Origin of the sequence: Pseudomonas nitroreducens, assembly GCF_014204515.1 — a bacterium.
Lineage (GTDB): Bacteria > Pseudomonadota > Gammaproteobacteria > Pseudomonadales > Pseudomonadaceae > Pseudomonas > Pseudomonas nitritireducens_A.
Genome location: NZ_JACHLI010000011.1, coordinates 13,494 through 34,044 on the forward strand (window position 1 = coordinate 13,494; position 20,551 = coordinate 34,044).

At 66.9% G+C, this 20,551-nt stretch carries 18 protein-coding genes; 7 read left to right on the top strand and 11 right to left on the bottom strand.

Going from position 1 to position 20,551, the window contains the following annotated elements; genetic code table 11:
* Positions 1–9: 9 nt before the first annotated feature.
* Complete coding sequence (locus HNP46_RS15220; RefSeq protein WP_184590322.1) at positions 10–2,418, top strand: TonB-dependent siderophore receptor; 2,409 nt, start codon at positions 10–12, stop codon at positions 2,416–2,418.
* Between the two features lie 264 nt (positions 2,419–2,682).
* On the opposite strand, the gene HNP46_RS15225 is transcribed toward HNP46_RS15220, so the two are convergent.
* Entirely contained in the window at positions 2,683–3,540 is an 858-nt protein-coding gene (locus HNP46_RS15225) for a protein phosphatase 2C domain-containing protein (protein WP_184590324.1), read from the bottom strand.
* 82 nt (positions 3,541–3,622) lie between these two features.
* On the opposite strand from HNP46_RS15225, the gene HNP46_RS15230 reads away from it, so the two are divergent.
* Together HNP46_RS15230 and HNP46_RS15235 are read left to right on the top strand one after the other, a co-directional pair.
* Positions 3,623–4,573, top strand: a complete 951-nt coding sequence (locus HNP46_RS15230; RefSeq protein ID WP_260403182.1) for a virginiamycin B lyase family protein — start codon at positions 3,623–3,625, stop codon at positions 4,571–4,573.
* Positions 4,574–4,604: 31 nt separating this feature from the next.
* The gene (locus tag HNP46_RS15235) at positions 4,605–5,228 is read left to right on the top strand and encodes a glutathione S-transferase (protein ID WP_184590326.1); all 624 of its coding nucleotides are present in this window, start codon (positions 4,605–4,607) and stop codon (positions 5,226–5,228) included.
* 302 nt (positions 5,229–5,530) lie between these two features.
* Here HNP46_RS15235 and HNP46_RS15240 read toward each other — a convergent pair whose 3' ends face one another.
* The 6 genes from HNP46_RS15240 to HNP46_RS15265 all read right to left on the bottom strand — a co-directional run bounded on the left by HNP46_RS15240 (position 5,531) and on the right by HNP46_RS15265 (position 11,668).
* Complete coding sequence (locus HNP46_RS15240) at positions 5,531–5,830, bottom strand: hypothetical protein (protein ID WP_184590328.1); 300 nt, start codon at positions 5,828–5,830, stop codon at positions 5,531–5,533.
* An 11-nt stretch (positions 5,831–5,841) separates the two neighbouring features.
* The gene (creD, locus tag HNP46_RS15245; protein WP_184590330.1) at positions 5,842–7,284 is read right to left on the bottom strand and encodes a cell envelope integrity protein CreD; all 1,443 of its coding nucleotides are present in this window, start codon (positions 7,282–7,284) and stop codon (positions 5,842–5,844) included.
* Positions 7,285–7,642: 358 nt separating this feature from the next.
* Positions 7,643–9,058, bottom strand: a complete 1,416-nt coding sequence (gene creC / locus HNP46_RS15250; RefSeq protein ID WP_184590332.1) for a two-component system sensor histidine kinase CreC — start codon at positions 9,056–9,058, stop codon at positions 7,643–7,645.
* Complete coding sequence (creB, locus tag HNP46_RS15255) at positions 9,058–9,747, bottom strand: two-component system response regulator CreB (RefSeq protein ID WP_184590334.1); 690 nt, start codon at positions 9,745–9,747, stop codon at positions 9,058–9,060. Before creB ends, creC begins: the two co-directional genes overlap by 1 nt.
* A gap of 66 nt (positions 9,748–9,813) precedes the next feature.
* Complete coding sequence (locus HNP46_RS15260) at positions 9,814–10,335, bottom strand: ATP-dependent zinc protease family protein (RefSeq protein ID WP_184590336.1); 522 nt, start codon at positions 10,333–10,335, stop codon at positions 9,814–9,816.
* 70 nt (positions 10,336–10,405) lie between these two features.
* Complete coding sequence (locus HNP46_RS15265; protein ID WP_184590338.1) at positions 10,406–11,668, bottom strand: HD-GYP domain-containing protein; 1,263 nt, start codon at positions 11,666–11,668, stop codon at positions 10,406–10,408.
* A 125-nt stretch (positions 11,669–11,793) separates the two neighbouring features.
* Here HNP46_RS15265 and HNP46_RS15270 point away from each other — a divergent pair, with 125 nt between their 5' ends.
* The gene (locus tag HNP46_RS15270) at positions 11,794–12,678 is read left to right on the top strand and encodes an acyltransferase (RefSeq protein WP_184590340.1); all 885 of its coding nucleotides are present in this window, start codon (positions 11,794–11,796) and stop codon (positions 12,676–12,678) included.
* Between the two features lie 6 nt (positions 12,679–12,684).
* On the opposite strand, the gene HNP46_RS15275 is transcribed toward HNP46_RS15270, so the two are convergent.
* Both HNP46_RS15275 and HNP46_RS15280 read right to left on the bottom strand, forming a co-directional pair.
* Entirely contained in the window at positions 12,685–13,239 is a 555-nt protein-coding gene (locus tag HNP46_RS15275) for a DUF2780 domain-containing protein (RefSeq protein ID WP_184590343.1), read from the bottom strand.
* A 97-nt stretch (positions 13,240–13,336) separates the two neighbouring features.
* A complete protein-coding gene (locus HNP46_RS15280; RefSeq protein ID WP_184590345.1) occupies positions 13,337–13,879 on the bottom strand; it encodes a DUF2780 domain-containing protein in 543 nt (180 codons plus the stop codon).
* Between the two features lie 291 nt (positions 13,880–14,170).
* Between HNP46_RS15280 and mdtD the strand changes: the two genes are divergently transcribed.
* Positions 14,171–15,607: a multidrug transporter subunit MdtD gene (mdtD, locus tag HNP46_RS15285; RefSeq protein ID WP_184590346.1), complete on the top strand. Its 1,437-nt coding sequence runs from the start codon at positions 14,171–14,173 to the stop codon at positions 15,605–15,607.
* On the opposite strand, the gene HNP46_RS15290 is transcribed toward mdtD, so the two are convergent.
* On the bottom strand, positions 15,608–16,120 hold the full coding sequence (locus HNP46_RS15290) for an ATP-dependent zinc protease family protein (RefSeq protein WP_184590348.1): 513 nt from the start codon (positions 16,118–16,120) through the stop codon (positions 15,608–15,610).
* A 110-nt stretch (positions 16,121–16,230) separates the two neighbouring features.
* Positions 16,231–16,440, bottom strand: coding sequence for a cold-shock protein (locus HNP46_RS15295; RefSeq protein ID WP_081519642.1), 210 nt, complete (start codon positions 16,438–16,440; stop codon positions 16,231–16,233).
* Between the two features lie 321 nt (positions 16,441–16,761).
* On the opposite strand from HNP46_RS15295, the gene dbpA reads away from it, so the two are divergent.
* A complete protein-coding gene (gene dbpA / locus HNP46_RS15300) occupies positions 16,762–18,138 on the top strand; it encodes an ATP-dependent RNA helicase DbpA (RefSeq protein WP_184590350.1) in 1,377 nt (458 codons plus the stop codon).
* Between the two features lie 199 nt (positions 18,139–18,337).
* Complete coding sequence (gene yccS / locus HNP46_RS15305; protein WP_184590352.1) at positions 18,338–20,533, top strand: YccS family putative transporter; 2,196 nt, start codon at positions 18,338–18,340, stop codon at positions 20,531–20,533.
* The last annotated feature ends 18 nt before the right edge of the window (positions 20,534–20,551 follow it).

A 20,551-nucleotide genomic window follows, 5' to 3' on the forward strand; every position in this document is an offset into this window, starting at 1 on the left:
TCGTTGTCAATGCGCCGCCCGTTCGAACTGTCGCTCCGCCCTTGCCTGCTGGCCACCGCTATCCTGCTGGCTACCTCTTCGGCCATCGCCGCCGACGCCGTGCGTGACTACCAGGTCCCCGCCGGCCCGCTGGCCAGCACCCTCAACCGTATCGCTGCCGAGGGCGGCCTGTCCCTGAGCCTCGACCCGGCGCTGGCCCAGGGCCGCAGCGCCCATGCCGTGCAGGGCAAGTACGACACCGCCGGCGCACTGCGCCAGGCGCTCAAGGGTACCGGCCTAGAGCTGGTGGAAAGCGAATCGGGCAGCTACAGCCTGCGCCCGGAGCCCAGCGACACCCTGTCGATGTCGGCCACCACCATCAGCGGCGTGCAGGAAGACCCGGACGGCCCGGCCGTGGGCTACCTCGCCACCCGCACCCGCGCCGGCACCAAGACCGACACCCCGCTGCTGGAAGCCCCGCGTTCGATCTCCGTCGCCACCCGCGAGCAGATGCAGGACCGCAACGTGCAGAGCCTGGACGATGCCGTGCGCTACATGCCCGGTGTGATCGCCAGCAGCTACGGCAACGACACCCGCGCCGAGTGGCTGAAGGTGCGTGGCTTCGAGCCGACCCAGTTCCTCGACGGCCTGCCGCTGCCCAAGGGCTCCTACGTGATGCCCAAGCTGGAAACCTGGGACCTGGAGCGCGTCGCCCTGCTGCGCGGCCCGGCTTCCTCGCTGTACGGCCAGACCCCGCCCGGCGGCCTGCTGGACATGACCAGCCGCCGTCCGCAGGCCGAAAGCAGCCATGAAGTGCAGCTGCAGGTCGGCAGCTACGAGCACAAGCAGATTTCCTTCGACAGCACCGGCCAGGTCGACGACGCCGGCAACCTGCTCTACCGCGTCAGCGGTGTGGTGCGCGACAGCAACACCCAGGTCGATCACGTCGACAACAAGCGCTACAACATCGCGCCGAGCCTGACCTGGAACTTCGACGAAGACACCAAGCTGACCTTCCTCTCGCAGTTCAACCGCGACGATACCGGCATCACCAGCCAGTTCCTGCCGCTGCAGGGCACCAAGCTGTCGACCCCGGCGGGCGAGGTGAAGTACCACGAGAACCTGGGTGACCCGGACTGGGAGTTCTACGACAAGACCTACTACGCCCTGGGTTACGCCTTCGAGCACCGCATCAATGACGTCTGGCAGTTCCGCCAGAACCTGCGCTACACCAAGAGCGACCTGTCCTTCCAGGGCATCACCGCCGGCGGCAGCGCCACCTCGGTGAGCGACGACGGCACCCTGGCCCGTGGCGCCAACGTGGTGGACGAAGACATCAGCCAGTTCGCCATCGACAACAACTTCCAGGCCGACTTCTCCACCGGCCCGCTCAAGCACACCCTGCTGCTGGGCCTGGATCACCAGCGCGCCAACACCAACTACAAGTGGCTGTACGGTAGCGCGCCGACCAGCAACATCACCAAGCCGATCTATGGCCAGGACTTCAGCAACGTCGCCTACACCGCGTACAACGACTACAACCAGAAGATGCGCGACACCGGCCTGTACGCCCAGGACCAGATCGCCCTGGACAACTGGCGCCTGACCCTCGGCGGTCGCCAGGACTGGGCCCACACCGGCTCGAAGTTCTATAACGCCAATGGCGCCACCGATACCCGTCGTGACAGCCAGTTCAGCGGCAACGCAGCACTGAGCTACGTGTTCGAGAATGGCGTGGCGCCCTACGTCTCCTACGCCGAGTCGTTCCAGACCGAAGCCGGCGGCACCAACGGCGCGGCCTTCGAGCCGAGCACCGGCAAGCAGTACGAACTGGGCGTGAAGTACCAGCCGGTGGGCACCGACCTGATGCTCAGCGCCGCCGTCTACGACCTGACCCGCAAAAACATCGTCCTCACCGGCAGCGACTTCATCAGCCGCCCGGTGGGCGAGGCGCAGGTCCGTGGCTTCGAGCTGGAGGCCGTAGGCAACGTCAACGAGAACCTCAAGGTGACCGCTGCCTATACCTACGCCAACAGCAAGATGACCAAGGTCGCCAACCCGCTGGACAAGAACCGTCCGCTGCCGCTCACCCCGGAAAACCAGGCCTCGCTGTGGGCCGACTACACCTGGCATGACGGCCTGCTCGATGGCTTCGGCCTGGGCTTCGGCACCCGCTACGTCGGCGAGACCCACAACATCGCCATCGGCAGCATGGGCTACGTACGCGACAAGTCGGACGGCGACACCGGCTCCTACACCCTGTATGACGCCGCGGTGCACTACGACCTGGGCCGCCTGGACAACAGCCTCAACGGTCTGAACGTCGCGCTGAACGCCAACAACGTATTCGACAAGGAATACATCTCCACCTGCGACGGCTTCTACTGCTACTACGGCGACCGTCGCAACGTGGTCGCCAGCGTCAACTACAAGTTCTGACGCCAGCGAGAAGCCACCGGCACTCGGAGAGCGGCCCGCGCAACGCGGGCCGTTTCGATGTTTCAAGCCTTGTATTCATTCCGGCGCAAGATTCAACGCGTAGGGCGCATAACGCACCAGCGTTATCCGCCGCTACAACCTCGGCCCTCTTCCACCAAGCGGGCATCTATTTCGTAGGAGCGGACTCCGTCCGCGATGTCGTCCGGCGCGTTGCGGGCTCATCGCGGACGGAGTCCGCTCCTACGGTTCATTCCAGCGCCGGATTCAACGCATCACCTCTCCCCACACCACGCTCGCATCGTCATGAATCTTCAGACGCGGATAAGTCAGCGCCTGGCCATCGGCGACTTCCAGCGCGCGCAGCTCGTCGATCAGTGCCTCCACCCCACGTTCGGGCAACGCCGCGAACAGCGAAGCCAGATCGTAGCGGCGGAAATCCAGCAGGCGGTCGAAGCCATCGCTCACCAGCATGAACGCCTTCAGGCCAGACGGATCGAGCACCCGCCGTTGCACGTGGGGTATCCAGCGTTCGCTCGGATCGAGGCACCAGTAACCTTGCGCTGTGTTGGCCAACAGCCGGTTGCGCCGTACCCACTCGCGGCTGGCCCGCCAGAGTTGCGCGTGGCTCCAGTGCGGATTCGCCTCGCGTAGCGCGACCAGACGCGCCACGGACTGCCGGTCGATCGCTTCCAGCGGCGTGTCGCCGAAGCTCTCCACGCGGCCATCCTCCCAGGCCAGGTGGATGCAGGTGTCGCAGAGATTGAGCAGCTCCAGCGAGCCATCTTCCAGCACGCGCAGCAGGCTCAGGCAGGCAGTGGGCAGGTTCAGCTCCAGGCTCACGGCCACGCCGGAATCGCGCTGGAAATCCTCGGCGATGCCCGCCTGCAAGTGCGCCAGCAGGTCTGCGGTCGGCCGGTACGGCTGCTCCTCCAGCAGGCGCTGCAGGTGCGCATTGGCGCTCTGCGCCAGCCAGCGTGCATCGCTGTCGCCGCCCACCAGCCCCTGGCCGAGGCTGGTCGCACCATCGAGTACCCAGGCCGCCGTGGCGGTATGGCCGATGGCATCGTCGTTCACCGGTGAACCCTGGCGGCAGGCCGCCCCGTGGATGGAAATCGTCGTCACAACCCGTTCTCCTGCGTTTCGTCGGCCACACTGACCGGCGTACAGTCTCACCTGATTCCGGACTCTGCCAAGGAGAGCCCCCATGCTTCGCGCACTGCCGCTTCTACTCGTCGGCCTGCTGCTGGCCACCGGCGCCCACGCCGCGCAAGTGAAGTACTTCGACCTGCCCAAGGGTTCCGCTCCGCACGACGTGGCGCCCACCGAGGACGGCAAGGTCTGGTACACCGCGCAGAAGCTCGGCGTACTCGGCCGCCTCGATCCGCAGACCGGGCAGAGCGAACAGATCAGCCTCGGCAAGGGCTCCAGCCCCCACGGCGTGATCGCCGATGAAAACGGCGACGCCTGGATCACCGACAGCGGCCAGAACGCCATCGTCCATGTGGACGCCCAGCGCCTGGGAGTGGAAGTCATTCCGCTGCCCAGGGAAGCAGCCAACGCGAACCTCAATACTGCGGTATTCGATGACGACGGTGTGCTGTGGTTCACCGGGCAGAACGGTTTCTATGGCCGCCTCGACCCGAGCAGCCGCGAGATAAAGGTCTGGCCCGCAGCGCGCGGCAAGGGTCCGTACGGCATCGCCGTCACCCCGGATGGCGGCATCTGGTACGCCTCGCTGGCGGGCAATTACCTCGGCCAGATCGACGGCATTGCCGACGGCGCCGCCACCTTCGATACGCCGGACAAGAACGGTGGCCCGCGCCGCCTCTGGGCCGATTCGGTGGGGCGGCTGTGGATCAGCCAGTGGAATGCCGGAAGCCTGGCGCGCTTCGACCCCAGCGACAACCAGTGGAAAACCTGGAAGCTGCCGGGCGATCATCCGCAGCCCTATGCGGTCTATGTCGATGCCATGGACCAGGTCTGGCTGAGCGACTTTTCCGCCAACGCGCTGCTGCGCTTCGACCCGCAGAGCGAGAAGTTCACCGCCTTCCCCAGCGACCGCGAGCACGCCAACGTGCGCCAGTTGCAGGGCCGGCCCGGCGAAGTGTGGGGAGCCGAATCCGGCACCGACCGCCTTGTGCAGATACACGATTGAACCGCTGACCGAACCCCAGGAGTTGCTGTCGATGAGTACCCGTCCCGTCCTGTTCCACGCCGCCGCTTCGCCCTTCGTGCGCAAGGTCATGGTCCTGCTGCACGAGACCGGCCAGGTCGACGCCGTGGAGCTCTACGCCGCCGTCCACACCCCCATCGCGCCGGACGCCGGTGTGCTGCAGGACAACCCCGCCGGCAAGATTCCCGCCCTGCGCCTGACCGACGGCCAGACCCTGCATGACAGCCGGGTGATCCTCGAATACCTCGACCAGCAACACGCTGGCGAGCCGCTGATCCCCCGCGACGGCGCGGCCCGCTGGCGCCGCCTGACCCTCGCTTCGCTGGCCGATGCGATGCTCGATGCCGCCGTGCTGATCCGCTACGAAACCGCCATGCGCCCGCCGGAAAAGCACTGGGACCAATGGCTGGGCAACCAGCAGCTGAAGATCGTCCGCACCCTCGCCTACTTCGACGGCCCGGCCCACGCCGAGCTGGCCGAACGCTTCGATATCGCCGCCATCGGCGTGGCCTGCGCCCTGGGCTACCTGGACTTCCGCCAGCCGCACTGGGACTGGCGCGCCGACTACCCGCAGCTGGCGAAGTGGTTCGCCGAGGTCAGCCAGCGGCCGTCGATGCAGGCGACCGTGCCAGCCTGACGGGTTGATGGGTATCGCTGCGCTCCACCCATCCTACGAGGGTCAGGGTACACCGTTCAGAGCGCGCTCCGGCATGCTCCAGACCCGCCACCCCGCACCGCCCAGCCCCCTCTCCCTCTGGGAGAGGGTTGGGGTGAGGGGAAAGGCCCGGCTCCAGAATCCTCGGGTAGCTCCCGCCCGCCGCACTACCCGCCGCTGAAAGCGCTCATCCCGCACCGGCTGCCGGCCCAGCGCCTGCTCGAACAACCCGGCAATCCGCTGCGCCAACCTGCGGCCTGCTTCGCGCTCCTCGCGCAATCCACTCATGACTTTCGCCCCAGCCGGTAGATCGGCAGCGCCAGCAGCAGGCCGAGTTGCGCCACGCCCATGCACATTTCCAGGAAGGAGCGCACATGGGGATTGTTCGCCGCGTCCTCGACGCCGGTGAGTTGAGTCCACAGCTCGCTCGGCAGCAGCAGCGCCAGATGCGCCAGCGGCTTGCCGGTGGCGACCAGCAGAGCGATCCAGTCGAAGCGGCCGAGCAGCATCAGCACCGGCAGGCACAGGCCACTGACCAGCAGGCCGGCGAACAGGCACAGGGAAAAACGCATCAGGTTGGGCATTCTCAGTCTCCTCAGCGCTGCACGCGCACGTCTTCCAGGGAAAATTCCAGGTCATCGCCACGCGGCTTGCCGATGCCGTACCAGTCCAGGCGCCGGGTCAGCACCATCACCCCACCGAGCACGCCGAACAGCAGCAACGAGCCCATCAGCAACGCGTAGTCCTCGGCGCTGAGCAGCGCGTAGAGCATCCCGTAGAGCCCGGCCAGCCCCAGGCTGAAGCCAGCGCCACGCCACAGGCTGTGCAGCACGTGGCAGAGGTAGAAGCCGATCAGCCCGACGCAGGCGCCCGCGGAGAGCAGGTAGGCCAGTTCGAAACCGACGTGCTCGGAGAGCGACAGCAACAGCAGGTAGAACAGCGCCAGCGCCATGCCCACCAGGGCGTACTGGACCGGGTGCACCGACAGGCGCTTGAGCACTTCGAAGAGGAAGAAGCCGGCGAAGGTGAGGACGATGAACAGCAGCGCGTACTTCACCGCGCGGTCGGTCTTCAGGTACTGGTCCACCGGGTCCACCAGCGCCACGCCGAAGCGGTGCTGGCCGAATTCGCTGCACTCGGCGGTCGGTGCCCGCGGGGCCTCCGGCTCGTCCGCCCCGACCGCGCGAGCGACATCGGCCTGGGCCGGCGCGACGCAGGCACGCAGTTGGTCTTCGAGGTTGGTGGCGAAGAAGCTGGTACGCCAGCGCGCGCTGAAACCCTGGTCGCTGATGCTGCGCTCGGTGGGCAGGAACTCGCCGCCGAAGCTGGGGTGCGGCCAGTCCGAGACCAGGTTGACCTGGCTGTCGCGGCCCACCGGAAGGATATCCAGCCGGCTGCTGCCCAGCAGCGACAGCTCGAAGGCATAGTCAAAACGCTGCTCGCGGTCGCTGGCCTTCAGCGGCAGCACCGCATGGACGCCATTGCCGAGGAACTGGCTCTGGGTGCCGGGCTGGAAGTCACGCAGCTCGTCACCGACCTTCAGCTTCGGCGCGTTCTCGATGCCACGTACGTCGCTGATGCCCACGGCCAGCAGCGGCTCGTCGAAGCGATAGCTGGAAAGGTCGCTGCTGATGCCGTAATTGGCCGGCAGCACGAAGCTGCCGCTGACCTGGCTGTCGGCGTGGTACAGGCGCGCCTCGTAGATGCCGCGGTGGCGCAGTTCGGTGCGCATCTGCCCGTCGAGGCTGAAGACCTCCGGCAGGAAGTACAGGCGCCCGCGCACCTCGCGCTCCTGCATCACGCGCTGCTGGCTGGCCTTGTCCAGGCGCCAGCTACGCAGGGTGCGGGTATAGGGCACGACCACCAGCGGACCGCTGAGCTGCTGGCTGTAGCTGGCGCTGCGGGCAATGTCCTGCAGGACATCGTCACGGTAACTCTGACGCTCGTCGACCAGGCCGTCGATCATCAGCAGGGGTATCAGCAGGAGGACGATCAACAGCGCAATGGCGCCGAGCTTGATGCCGAGGTGGCGATTCATCGAAGGCTTCTCCGTAAGTGGACGACGGAGCAAGCCTGGGGCCGGTGCGTGGGGGTGTTCGGGGCGAAGTGTGGAGACTGTGTGGGAATTTTGTGTGGCGTCAGCTTTTCGTAGGAGCGGATTCATCCGCGATCCGGCCGCCAGGCCGTCGATGACCTATCGCGACCAGCATCCGCCAGCGGATAGTTCGACGCTCCAATCAGCCCTCACCCTAACCCTCTCCCGCCGGGAGAGGGGACCATTCGGTGCAGGATGAAATCATGGTGTCAGCCGGCACGGCCTGCCCCCTCTCCCTCTGGGAGAGGGCTGGGGTGAGGGGGAGACGCAGGCACGAACTTGCAGGAAGAGACAGCTGTTTCTATCCAGGAAGCTGCAGACCCGCGCGCACGCCGCCGTCGACGTTCTCCACGCGCAACTCGCCGCCATGCAGCGCCGCCACTTCGGCGACGAAATTCAGCCCCAATCCGGTACTCTTGCGCCCACTGATCGGGCGCGGCAGGGAATAGAAACGCTCGGTCAGGCGCGGCAGGGCGAACTCGGGGATCGCCTCGCCCTGGTTGAACAGCTCCACGCGCCAGCCCTCACCTTCAGGCTGCGCCGCAAAGCGGATCACCCCACCGGCCGGGGTGAAATCCAGCGCGTTGTCCAGCAGGTTGCCCAGCGCCTGGCGCAGCAGGAAGCGCTCGCCCAGCACGGTCGCCTGCGGGGGAATCGCATTCTCCAGCTGCACACCCTGCACACGGGCCAGACGCTCGTCGACCAGTTGGCTCACCAGCTCCTGCAAGGCCACCGGCACGCGCTCCTCCAGGCCCTGGCGCTGTTCCACCTGGGCCAGGTTGAGCAGGCGCTCGATCAGTTGCTGCAGGCGCTCGCTTTCCCCGGCGATGTTGCCGACGAAGCGCGCGCGCTGCTCGGCCGACATCTCGCCTTCGAGCAATTCCGCCGCGCCACGGATCGCCGCCAGCGGGCTCTTCAATTCGTGGGTCAGGGTATGCACGTAGCGCTCGACGTAGTCCTTGCCTTCGAGCTGCACGCGCATGCGCTCGACCGCGTCGGCCAGCTGCGCCATCTCGCCACCGCGGTAGCGCGGCAACTCGGCACGGCGCCCTTCGCTCACCGCCTGGGCATAGCGGGTCAGGCGATCCAGCGAGCGGCTCAGCCACCAGGACAAGCCCGCGCCCACCAGCAGGCCGAGCACGATCAACCCGGCGCCGAGCCAGGCCAGACGCCGCTGCGAGCGATCGATGTAAGGCTGCAGCGTGCGGTTGGGCTTGGACACCGAGACCACGCCGATGATCTTCGCGCCATCGCGGATCGGCGCGGCGACGTACATCACCGAGGACTCCGGATCGTCCGCCGATTCACGGCTGGAGCGCGCGCCGTACTGGCCGTTGAGGGTGCGAAGCACGTCGTTCCAGCGCGAGTAATCCTGGCCCACGGCCTGGCCGAGGGAATCCAGCAGGACGATGCCGCGCGCATCGGTGACGTAGATGCGGTGGTTCACCGCGGTCTTGTTCACGCCCCAGATATCCGCCTGCGGACTGCGCGCACCGTAGGCGCGGAGGATGGCCGGCAGGTGGCTCTGGTCGAGGGTGCCGTTCTTGACGTCGGCCTGGAGGATTTCAGCCAGCAGGTTGGCGGTATCCACCAGGGTCTCTTCGCTGGACTGGCGCACACCGGGGCGGATCTCGTCCATTACCGTGCGCAGGACGAACCAGCCGGTCAGCCCGACGAAGAAGAAGTAGACCAGGAAGATCCGCAGCGACAGGCGCATCAGCTCTTGTCCGGCGCGTAGCTGTAGCCCAGGCCGCGATGGGTCTGGATCGGTTCGGCGGCCGGGACCACCTGGCGCAGCTTGGCGCGCAGGCTCTTGATGTGGCTGTCGACGTTGCGCTCGTAGCCGGCATCGGCAGCGATGCCCAGGGCATCGAGCAGCTGCTCGCGGCTGAACACCCGTTCGGGGCGCGCCAGCAGGGTCTGCAACAAACGGAATTCGTGGCGGGTCAGACTCAGCGTCTGGCCGTGGTAACGGATCTGGAAGCGCTCCTCGTCCACCTCGAACGGGCCATTGCCAGCGGGAGCCAGGGCAGGCGCTTCACGGGGCGCGGTACGCTTGAGGATGGCCTTGACCCGTGCGGCGACTTCGCGCGGGCTGAAGGGTTTGACCACGTAGTCGTCGGCGCCGATCTCCAGGCCCACCACGCGGTCGATTTCGGCGTTGCGCGCCGTGAGGAAGATCACCGGCACTTCGGAGAAGCGCCGCAGCCGCTTGCAGGCTTCGAAGCCGCTGATGTCGGGCAGGCCGACGTCGAGGATGACCAGGTCGAAGGGATCGCGCTGCAGGCGTTCGAGGGCCGGGCCGGCGAGGTTCATCCAGGTGGTCTCGAAGCCCTCGGCCTGCAGGGCGTAGAGCAGGGTGTCGGCGATGGCCGCTTCATCTTCGACGATGAGGATATGGGGCATGGGCTTCCGCTTCCCGGACAAGTCCGCAGAAGGGTCCCCCAAGCCCCGCGCCGCGTCAATCGAGGATCAGGAGCAGTTGGGCTTGCCGGCGGTGAAGCGCTCGCCCGGGTCGACGGCGACGTGGAACTTGCGCAGGCCCTTGGTCCCCATCAGGAAGGGGTAGTTGAAGTGGCTGCGGTCGGTGAGGTTGACCTCGATGGTGCGCTGGTCGCCGCCCAGGCACACCGGCAGCTCGATCACCGGGCGCTGGCTGAGGCCGGGGCTGGATGCCTCGTCCTCGTCGTCGGCGGCGCCATCCGAGCGATTCTTGATCTTCGAGATGCGCGACAGCTTGTGCTCGTACACCGAGTCGCCGCCGTCCTTGGTGGCCAGCTTGAAGCGCACCCAGTCGTCGCCGTCGCGCTGGAAGATCTGGATGTCCTTGGCCGACAGCGACGAGGTGTAGGCACCGGTATCCATCTTGGCCTGCAGGGTCTGGTTCAGTTCGGGCAGGCTGACCCATTCGTAACGGCCGTAGAGCTTGGGTTCGGCGGCCAGGGTCAGGCCGGGAAGGGCGAGCAGGGACAGCAGGGCGAGGGCGCGTTTCACGCGGAATCTCCGGGGGTTGTGCGGGTATGCGCATAGGACTACCACGGCCGCCAGAGGTTCGCCAGCGGGCTCAGCGCTGGAACAGCGAGCCGCGCCGGCGATCCATGCCGCTCCACAGCGCCTCCAGGTTGCGGAAGCCCCACTTGTCCGGCGACTCGCGGCCGACGATGCGCTCGCGGCCCTTGAGCCGGGTGAGGTCGAGTACCTCGAAGGGAATCGCCGCGCGGGTGCGGGTGGAATAGAACACCTTCACCACCGGCAGCAGCAGTTCCGCACTCTGTTCCACCACCACGGCCAGGCGCTCGCTCTGCAGGCGCACCAGCGCGCCGATGGGGTAGATGCCCAGGCAGCGGATGAAGGCGCGGAAGACCTGCTCGTCGAGGTGACTGCCGCACCACTGGGCCATGCGCTGCAACGACTCGGCAGGGTCCCAGCCGGCCTTGTAGGGGCGGTCCGAGGTGATCGCGTCATAGATGTCGCAGACCGCGCCCATGCGCGCGAACAGACTGATCTGCTCGCCCGCCAGGCGATGCGGGTAGCCGCTGCCGTCGAGCTTCTCGTGGTGGTGCAGGCACACGTCGAGCACCAGCGCGCTGACCTGGCGGCCTTCGCGGAGAATTTCTCCACCACGCCAGGGATGCTCGCGCACGCTGGCGAATTCGCTTTCGTCGAGGCGGCCGGGTTTGTTCAGCACGGTCATCGGCACGCACATCTTGCCGATGTCGTGCAGCAGGCCGGCGAGACCCGCTTCGCGCACCAGCAGCTCGTCCAGGCCGAGCTGGCGGGCCAGGGCGATCATCAGCGCGCAGACCGCCACCGAGTGCAGGTAGGTGTATTCGTCGGCGGTCTTCAGGCGCGCCAGGCTGATCACCGCGTTAGGGTGGCGCTGCATCGAGGCGGCGATCTCGCCCACCAGCTCCTGGGCGCTTTCGGACTCCACCGCGCGGCCCAGCCGGGCGTCCTGGAACATGGCGATGACCCGTTCCTTGGAGCGGATGCACAACTGCCGGGCGACCTGCAGTTCGTCCTCCAGGCTGCGTCGCTGCACCGGCGCCGGCACAGCCGTCTGCTCGCCGTCAATTGCGCTGGCGACGGCCGCTGCCGCGGGCGGGCTTTCCTCCACCACGGGCACCTCGGGCACACGGCCGCGGCGCGGGTCGATCAGTACTTCGCGCACGGCGCTGCGCTGCAGGCGACGCAGGTCCTGCGGGTCTTCGAGGAGAAAGCGCGCGCGCCAGAACGGATGGTCGACCCAGGAGCCGCAAAGCTCCTGCACGTACATCCCGAGGGTGACGGCTTGCACTGGTATGCGCAGGTACGGCGAGTCGGACATGGCAACTCCCGGCAGGTGATTTGCGCAGCATAGTCCGCCCGCCTGGTTGGCGGGAGTGCCGCTTGGGCACCCGGGGTTCTGCTGCGTATGATGGGCGCGCCCATCAAGCACAAGGAAAGGATTTCATGCAGGCACTGACCGGCGTCATCGCCAGCCTTCTGCTGCTGCTCAACACCCTGATCCTGATCGGCCCGATGCTGCTGATCGCGCTGTTGAAACTGATAGTGCCCGGCCAGGGCGCCAAGGACGCCTGCTCACGCGGGGTGATGTGGATCGCCGAGACCTGGGCGGAAATCGACAAGGCCATCTTCGCCCTGATGACCCCGACCGTCTGGGACATCCGCGGCAGCGCCCAGCTGCGCGGCGACACCTCCTACCTGGTGATCAGCAACCACCAGTCCTGGGTCGACATTCCCGCGCTGGTGCAGGCGTTCAACCGCAAGACGCCCTACTTCAAGTTCTTCCTGAAGAAGGAACTGATCTGGGTGCCCTTCCTCGGCCTGGCCTTCTGGGCGCTCGACTACCCCTTCATGAAACGCTACAGCAAGGCCTTCCTGGAGAAGCACCCGCAGCTCAAGGGCAAGGACCTGGAGATCACCAGGGCGGCCTGCGAGAAGTTCAAGCGCATGCCGGTGACCGTGGTGAACTACCTCGAAGGCACGCGCTTCACCCCGGGCAAGCAGGCCCAGCAGCAATCGCCCTACCGCAACCTGCTCAAGCCCAAGGCCGGCGGCGTGGCCTTCGTCCTCGCGGCACTGGGCGAGCAACTCGATACCCTGCTGGACGTGACGCTGGTCTACCCCGAGGGCCCGCGGCCCGGCTTCTGGGACCTGCTCTGCGGCCGCGTGCCGCGGGTGATCGTCGATATCCAGGCGCGCGAGATCGACCCCGCACTCTGGCAGGGCGATTACGAGAACGATCCGCAGTTTCGCCAGTACGTGCAGGACTGGGTGTCACAGCTGTGGGAACAGAAGGATGCGCGCATCGAACAGCTGCGCCAGGAATTCTGACGCCCTTTATGCGCCCCGACCGGTCACCGGGGTGGCCGGGGTGGCTGGCGTGCCCCAGAGGCCGCCGAGCGTCCCCAGCAGCTGGCTGTTCAGGCCCTGCTGGTTGCAGTAGTCGAGGATCACCCCAGCGAAGCGGCCGATCATCGACTGGTCCATGCCCAGCACGCCGAAGATCTGGTCGACATCCTCCAGGTTGTTGATCCCGCCCAGCAGCGCTGCGGCGTTGCCCAGTCCGCCGAAACCACCCAGCGCGCCGCCCAGGTCGCCCAGCGAGCTGTTGCCGGCGAGCTGGTCGAGATTGGGCAGGGATTTCTGCAGTTGCGCGGTGTCGGTTTCCTTCAGGCTGTTCATCGCCAGCCCCAGCAGCGCGCCGGTGCCACCGATGGCCTGTTCCTCGCTGACGCCCAACTGATGGGTGAGCTTGCCCAACAGCGCGGTAGCCGCCGGCGGCACGCCCTGCGTCTGCGCAGCGGGCTCGCCGGTCTCGGTGAAGGTGGCGGCGAACACGGGGGATGCGGCCAGCCAGGCGGCGGCCAGGAAGACGACGGAACGGGAGGGCATCGACGGCTCCGGAGAACGGCTGTCCGGCCCCAGGGCGGGGCCGGATCGTCGATAGGACCGGGGCATGCTGCGGCGGTTCCGCAGCAGCCGGCAGATATCAGGCGCCAGTGCCCCAGAGGCTGCCCAGGGTGCCGAGCAGGTTGCTGTTCAGGCCCTGCTTGCCGAGGTAATCCAGCAGCACGCTGGAGAATTTGCCGGTCATCTCCTGGTCCATGCCCAGGGCGCCGAATGCCTTGCTCACGTCGCCCATGCTGCTGACGTTACCCAGCAGGCCGCTGGAAGCGCCGCCACCGAGGTTGCCGAGCTGGCCGCCGAGGCCGCCCAGGGCGTTGCTGCCGGTGAGCTTGTCGAGGCCGGGGACGGTCTTGGCCAGCTGCGAATAGTCGCCGGTGCTCAGTTTGTTCTTGGCCAGCCCGAGCAACGCGCCGGTGCCGCCGAGGGCCTGTTCGTCGCTCACGCCCAACTGGCCGGTGAGGGCGTCGAGCAGGCCGCTGGTCTGCGGCGTGGAAGCGACCCGTGAAGTGTCGGAGCCGGTGGCGCCGGACACCGCCTTGGCGGCGTCGCCGAGGTTGAAGGCGAATGCGGAGGAAGCCGCCAGCAGGGCGGCCAGGGCGAGGGTGACGCGGGGTTTGACGGACATCGCTGTCTCCTGGGAATACCGGACGCCATATCGACCGGGTGCCGGGGGCATCGTTCCGCCACGGGCAGCCCCACCTCGCAAACCCTCGTTTCGATCACAGCATCGCCAACATGCAGGATCGGGCAGTGACAGGCAGGAACTCCAGCGCACCGCGGAGGCCGCCGCAAAAGGTCATTCGTACAATCAACCCGAAGCGCGCGCAGGGAAAATCGCCGTCGCTCGATCACCGTGTTTCCCCGCGATCGCCAAACATTCCCTAAGCTAGAGCCATTCCCGCCCGACGGACCGACCATGAGCGAACCCTTCATCCTCACGCCCCGCGTGGCCCGCCTGTTGCCCTGGCTGGTGGCCATCGCCTTCTTCATGCAGGCGCTGGACGGCACCATCCTCAACACCGCATTGCCGAGCATGGCCCGCTCGCTGGACGAGGACCCGTTGCGCATGCAGGGCGTGGTGATCGCCTACCTGCTCACCGTGGCGCTGCTGATCCCCTCCTCCGGCTGGATTTCCGATCGCTTCGGCACGCGCCGGGTATTCCTCTTCGCGATCTTCCTGTTCAGCTTCGGCTCGCTGCTCTGCGCGCTGTCACCCTCCCTCGGCATCCTGGTCGGGGCCCGCGTGGTCCAGGGCATCGGCGGCGCGCTTATGATGCCGGTGGGGCGCCTGGTGATCCTGCGTGTCTACCCACGGACGGAGCTGGTGCGCATCCTCAGCTTCGTCACCATCCCCGGCCTGCTCGGCCCGCTGGCCGGCCCGACCATGGGCGGCTGGCTGGTGGAGTACGCCAGCTGGCACTGGATCTTCCTGATCAACCTGCCGGTGGGGCTGGTCGGCTTCCTCGTCGCCCTGCGGCTGATGCCCGACCTGCGCGGCGTACGCGCGACGCGCTTCGATACCATCGGCTTCCTGCTGTTCGGCGGCGCCATGGTGCTGATCACCATCGCCCTGGAAGGCCTGGGCGAACTGCACATGCCCCACGTGCGCGTGGTGTTGCTGCTGGTCGGCGGGCTGGTGCTGCTGGCGGCCTACTGGCTGCGCGCGCTGAAGATCGAGGCGCCGCTGTTCCCGCCGTCGCTGTTCCAGACGCGGACCTTCGCCGTGGGCGTGCTGGGCAACCTGTTCGCCCGCCTGGGCAGCGGCTCGCTGCCCTTCCTCACGCCGCTGCTGTTGCAGATCGGCCTGGGCTTCTCGCCGGCCAAGGCGGGCATGACGATGATTCCGATGGCGCTGGCGGCGATGGTGATCAAGTCGCTGGCCAAACCGCTGCTGGAGCTGTTCGGCTACCGCAAGCTGCTGGTGGGCAACACGCTGCTGCTGGGAGCGATGATCGCCAGCCTCGGCCTGGTGGACCAGGACACGCCCTACGCCCTGCTGCTGACGCAACTGGCGCTGCTGGGCGGGATCAACTCGCTGCAGTTCACCGCGATGAACACCCTGAGCCTGATCGACCTGCGCGACGACAACGCCAGCGCCGGCAACAGCCTGCTCTCGGTGGTCATGCAGTTGTCCATCGGCATGGGCATCGCCTGCGCAGCGGCGCTGCTGGGGGGCTTCAATGCCGATGTGGAGAGCGCTCAGGGCGACGTGCTGTCAGCCTTCCACGCGACCTATTTCAGCGTCGGGCTGTTGTCGATGCTGGCGGCGGCGATCTTCTTCCAGCTCAACGCCGACGACGGCCGCACCACGCCGCGCCGGGTCGATCCGGAGCACGGTGTCGACGAGCACTGATCAGGGCTTGCAGGTGGGCGCGACGGTCTGGCTTTTTGAAGCGTCCACCGGCCCCAGGTGCTCCAGGGTGCGACGCCCCAGCAGCACCGGGTAGTCCAGGGTCTGGCGGTCGCGCAGGCTGAACTGTTCGCGGTAGACCTTGCCGCCCAGGCAGACGTCCATCAGCACCACGGGGCTGCGCTCCACGCCGGTGTCGTTCTTGAACTTCAGCACACGCTCGACGCGACGCTCGAAGGGCAGGCGCTGCTCCTTGCCGGACGCCGGGTCGGTGATCATCACGTCGTACTGCACCCAGCGTTCGCCATTCTTGCGGATGCGGGTGATGTTGCGCGCATCCATCACCGAGGTCTGCGCGCCGGTGTCCAGCTTGGCCTTGAGCGGCGCCTGTTCGGGCATCAGCGTGAGCGTCTCGACCCAGCCCCAGGTGGACGGCTGTGCGGGCGCCTCAGCGGCAACAGCGCTGCCGCAGCAGAGCAGGCCGACGAGCAGCAGGCGGAAGGTGGGCGATGGCATGAATGGCAACTCCGGAAAAACGATGGCGGCACTGATAGGCCATAAGAACATAGGCAATAAAAAACCCCGGATGTTTCCACCCGGGGTTCTTGTGGCGAGTGCCAGGAGCCTTAGGCTACCTGTACGCGCTCAGCCTGCATGCCTTTCTGGCCCTGCACGACTTCGAAGGTGACCTTCTGGCCTTCGGCCAGGGTCTTGAAGCCGTTACCTTCGATGGCGCGGAAGTGTACGAACACGTCCGGACCGCTTTCCGGGGTAATGAAGCCGTAGCCTTTGGTCTCGTTGAACCACTTGACGGTGCCGTTCTGACGATTCGACATGGTGTTCTCCTTGGAACGTATTTTTAAAATTAGCCACGAATGGCCAGGAACTGAGTTGCAAGGAGTTACAAGGAGTCGAGCAGGACGGGGTGGAATAACCGACCGCATCAGGTCACGATCGACGGCGACCCATGCAAACACAGTCCGGAAACTCTACGACAAAAATCTGCGGAAAGCGAATCTCTTGGAAAAACCCATTCCCGGCGTTTTCGGAAATTCGGACGAGCGGCCGCAAACCCTTGCCATATCAGCTTCTCAGCCCTGCCGAGGGTGCTCTCCTGCTACACTGCGCGGCCATATGGATTCACCCGGGCTCCCTTCGTGACCACCTCCGCATTTTCCAGCCTCGCGCTGTCGGCCGACCTGCTGGCCAACCTCGACTCCCTCGGCTATCGCGAGATGACGCCGATCCAGGCCGCGGCCCTGCCGGCGATCCTCAAGGGACGTGACCTGATCGCCCAGGCCAAGACCGGCAGCGGCAAGACCGCCGCCTTCGGCATCGGCCTGCTCAGCCCGCTGAACCCGCGCTACTTCGGCTGCCAGGCACTGGTGCTGTGCCCGACCCGCGAGCTGGCCGACCAGGTCGCCAAGGAGATCCGCCGCCTGGCCCGCGCCGCCGACAACATCAAGGTACTGACCCTCTGCGGCGGCACGCCCTTCGGCCCGCAGATCGGCTCGCTGGAGCACGGCGCCCACGTGGTGGTCGGCACGCCGGGACGGATCCAGGAGCACCTGCGCCGCGGCACCCTGAAGCTCGACGGCCTGAACACCCTGGTCCTCGACGAAGCCGACCGCATGCTCGACATGGGCTTCTACGACAGCATCGCCGACATCATCGGCCAGGCGCCGGCACGCCGGCAGACCCTGCTGTTCTCCGCCACCTACCCCGAGGGCATCGGCCAGCTGGCGGCGAAGTTCCTGAAGAACCCCGAGCGCGTGGAAGTGGAGGCGCTGCACGACGACAGCCAGATCGAACAGCACTTCTACGAGATCGACGCCAAGCAGCGTCTCGATGCTGTGGTACGCCTGCTTCAGCATTTCCGTCCGCAGTCCTGCGTCGCCTTCTGCCATACCCGCCAGCAGTGCATGGAAGTGGTGGAACAGCTCAACGCCCGCAAGATTTCCGCCCTGGCCCTGCACGGCGATCTGGAACAGCGCGAGCGCGACCAGGTGCTGACCATGTTCGCCAACCGCAGCTGCAGCGTGCTGGTGGCCACCGACGTGGCCGCCCGCGGGCTGGACATCGCCGCGCTGGAAGCGGTGATCAACGTCGAGCTGTCGCGCGATGCCCAGGTCCACGTGCACCGCATCGGCCGCAGCGGTCGTGCCGGTGAGAAAGGCCTGGCGCTGTCGCTGGTGACCCCGGCCGAAGCCAACCGCGCCCAGGCCATCGAGGACCTGCAGGGCGCGCCGCTGAACTGGGAACGCATCGACTTCCTCAAGGCCAACGACGCCCCGCTGCTGCCGCCGATGACCACCCTGGCCATCGCGGGCGGACGCAAGGACAAGGTGCGCCCCGGCGACATCCTCGGCGCTCTGACCGGCGACGCCGGCCTCAAGGGCACCCAGGTGGGCAAGATCGCAATCTTCGATTTCCAGGCCTTCGTCGCCGTCGAACGCGACGTCGCCAAACAGGCGCTGAAGCACTTCAATGAAGGCAAGATCAAGGGTCGCTCGTTCAAGGCGCGCATTCTCTGATCGCGGCATCCACTTGGGCGCCGATATCCCCGACTGCGTAGGAGCGGACTCCGTCCGCGATGGGTCCGCATCTCGCCGGCCAACATCGCGGACGGAGTCCGCTCCTACGGGTGATAACCCGGCGGTGTCGCGCTCGCGATAGCCGCGTGGCAAGCGTTCCGCTAGTCTGAACGGCAGACAGCCGGAAGTCCCCGATTCGATGCTTTCCTCCCCTCTGCTCCAGTCCCTGCGGCGCCTCTGGGCGCTGGACAAGTTCGCCTACAGCCTGCGGGTGTTCGTCGCCCTCAGCGGGGTCATGCTCGCCTGCTGGCTGCAGGGTCGGCCGGAGCTGGTGATCCCGCTGTTCCTCGGCGTCATCGCCAGCGCCCTGGCGGAGACCGACGACCACTGGCTGGGCCGCCTGCAGGCGCTGCTGGTGACCCTGGCCTGCTTCAGCATCGCCGCGCTGGCGGTGGAACTGCTGTTCCCCTACCCACTGCTGTTCATCGCCGGGCTGGCGCTGTCCACCTTCGGCATGACCCTGCTCGGCGCCCTCGGCGAGCGCTATGCAGCCATCGCCTCGGCCACGCTGATCCTGTCGATCTACACCATGATCGGCGTCGACCAGCGCGGCGGCACGCCCAGCGATTTCTGGCGCGAGCCGCTGCTGCTGGTAGCCGGTGCGCTCTGGTACGGGCTGCTCTCGGTGCTGTGGAACGCGCTGTTCGCCAACCAGCCGGTGCAGCAGAGCCTGGCGAAACTCTTCCTCGAACTGGGCGAGTACCTGAAGATCAAGTCGAGCCTGCTGGAGCCGCTACGCACCCTCGACGTGGAAGCCCAGCGCCTGGCCCTGGCACGGCAGAACGGCCGCGTGGTGGTGGCACTCAACCAGGCCAAGGAAACCATTCTCGCGCGCCTGTCCCACGGCCGACCGGGGCCGAAGATCAGCCGCTACCTGAAGCTCTACTTCATCGCCCAGGACGTCCACGAGCGCGCCAGTTCCTCGCACTATCCGTACAACCAGCTGGCCGAGGCGTTCTTCCATAGCGACGTGCTGTTCCGCTGCCAGCGCCTGCTCAACCAGCAGGGCAAGGCCTGCAAGGCGCTGGCGAAGGCGATCCAGTTGCGCCAGCCGTTCGACTACAACGACAGCGAGCTGGCCCTGGCCGATCTCAATGCCTCGCTGGACTACCTGCGCCAGCAGGGCAATCCGGCCTGGCGCGGGCTGCTGCGCTCCCTCGGCGCGCTGGCCGCCAACCTCACCACGCTGGACCGCAAGCTCAGCGGTGCGAGCAACCCCGACATGCTCGACGACGAGCAGGACAGCACCCTGCTGGACCGCTCGCCGCGCTCGTTCAAGGACGCCCTGGAGCGCATCCGCCTGCAGGTCTCGCCGACCTCCCTGCTGTTCCGCCACGCCCTGCGCCTGTCGCTGGCACTGGCCGCCGGCTACGGTGTGCTGCACCTGATCCACCCGACCCAGGGCTACTGGATCATGCTCACCACGGTATTCGTCTGCCAGCCGAACTACGGCGCCACGCGCATCCGCCTGGTGCAGCGGATACTCGGCACGCTGGTCGGCCTGGTGGCCGGCTGGGCGCTGATCGACCTGTTCCCCAACCCGCTGATCCAGTCGCTCTTGGCAGTGGTCGCCGGGGTCGCCTTCTTCGCCACGCGAAGCACGCGCTATACCCTGGCGACGGCGGCGATCACCCTGCTGGTGCTGTGCTGCTTCAACCAGGTGGGCGACGGCTACGGACTGATCCTGCCGCGCCTGTTCGATACCCTGCTCGGTGCCCTGATTGCCGGCATCGCGGTATTCCTGGTGCTCCCCGACTGGCATGGGCGCAGCCTGCACCGGCTGGTCGGCGGCACCCTGGCGTGCAACAGCCGCTACCTGCGCGAGATCATGCAGCAGTACGCCAACGGCAAGCGCGACGACCTCGCCTACCGCACCGCCCGGCGCAACGCGCACAACGCCGACGCGACGCTGTCCACCACGCTGTCGAACATGCTGCTGGAGCCCGGCCACTTCCGGAAGGACGCGGAGATCGGCTTCCGCTTCCTGGTGCTTTCGCACACCCTGCTCAGCTATCTCTCAGCCCTCGGCGCACACCGTAACCAACTGCCGCCGGATGTGAACGATGACCTGATTGCCGAGGCCGCCGAGCGCCTGACCAGCAGCCTCGACGACATCGCCACGCGGCTCAACGAACGGCGTCCGGTGGAAATCTACAGCGACGCCGAGGACGACCTCGCCAAGCGTCTGGAAGAACTGCCCGAGGAGCAGGACGACGCCCACCGTCTGGTGCAGACCCAGCTGGCGCTCATCTGCCGCCAGCTCACGCCGCTGCGCACCCTGGCCGCGCACCTGCTGAAGAAGGACCTCGGCGCGGAGCAGGCCGAAGCCGCCTGATGCCGAAACGCCCAGCCG

Excerpts from the sequence above, each read along its gene's own strand:
- HNP46_RS15235 (WP_184590326.1), top strand. The coding sequence starts at position 4,605 with ATGAGTACCCGTCCCGTCCTGTTCCACGCCGCCGCTTCGCCCTTCGTG.
- HNP46_RS15280 (WP_184590345.1), bottom strand. The coding sequence starts at position 13,879 with ATGTCCGTCAAACCCCGCGTCACCCTCGCCCTGGCCGCCCTGCTGGCG.
- HNP46_RS15270 (WP_184590340.1), top strand. The coding sequence starts at position 11,794 with ATGCAGGCACTGACCGGCGTCATCGCCAGCCTTCTGCTGCTGCTCAAC.
- HNP46_RS15290 (WP_184590348.1), bottom strand. The coding sequence starts at position 16,120 with ATGCCATCGCCCACCTTCCGCCTGCTGCTCGTCGGCCTGCTCTGCTGC.
- mdtD (WP_184590346.1), top strand. The coding sequence starts at position 14,171 with ATGAGCGAACCCTTCATCCTCACGCCCCGCGTGGCCCGCCTGTTGCCC.
- HNP46_RS15240 (WP_184590328.1), bottom strand. The coding sequence starts at position 5,830 with ATGCCCAACCTGATGCGTTTTTCCCTGTGCCTGTTCGCCGGCCTGCTG.
- HNP46_RS15295 (WP_081519642.1), bottom strand. The coding sequence starts at position 16,440 with ATGTCGAATCGTCAGAACGGCACCGTCAAGTGGTTCAACGAGACCAAA.
- creB (WP_184590334.1), bottom strand. The coding sequence starts at position 9,747 with ATGCCCCATATCCTCATCGTCGAAGATGAAGCGGCCATCGCCGACACC.
- creC (WP_184590332.1), bottom strand. The coding sequence starts at position 9,058 with ATGCGCCTGTCGCTGCGGATCTTCCTGGTCTACTTCTTCTTCGTCGGG.
- HNP46_RS15230 (WP_260403182.1), top strand. The coding sequence starts at position 3,623 with ATGCTTCGCGCACTGCCGCTTCTACTCGTCGGCCTGCTGCTGGCCACC.
- HNP46_RS15265 (WP_184590338.1), bottom strand. The coding sequence starts at position 11,668 with ATGTCCGACTCGCCGTACCTGCGCATACCAGTGCAAGCCGTCACCCTC.
- HNP46_RS15220 (WP_184590322.1), top strand. The coding sequence starts at position 10 with ATGCGCCGCCCGTTCGAACTGTCGCTCCGCCCTTGCCTGCTGGCCACC.
- creD (WP_184590330.1), bottom strand. The coding sequence starts at position 7,284 with ATGAATCGCCACCTCGGCATCAAGCTCGGCGCCATTGCGCTGTTGATC.
- yccS (WP_184590352.1), top strand. The coding sequence starts at position 18,338 with ATGCTTTCCTCCCCTCTGCTCCAGTCCCTGCGGCGCCTCTGGGCGCTG.
- HNP46_RS15275 (WP_184590343.1), bottom strand. The coding sequence starts at position 13,239 with ATGCCCTCCCGTTCCGTCGTCTTCCTGGCCGCCGCCTGGCTGGCCGCA.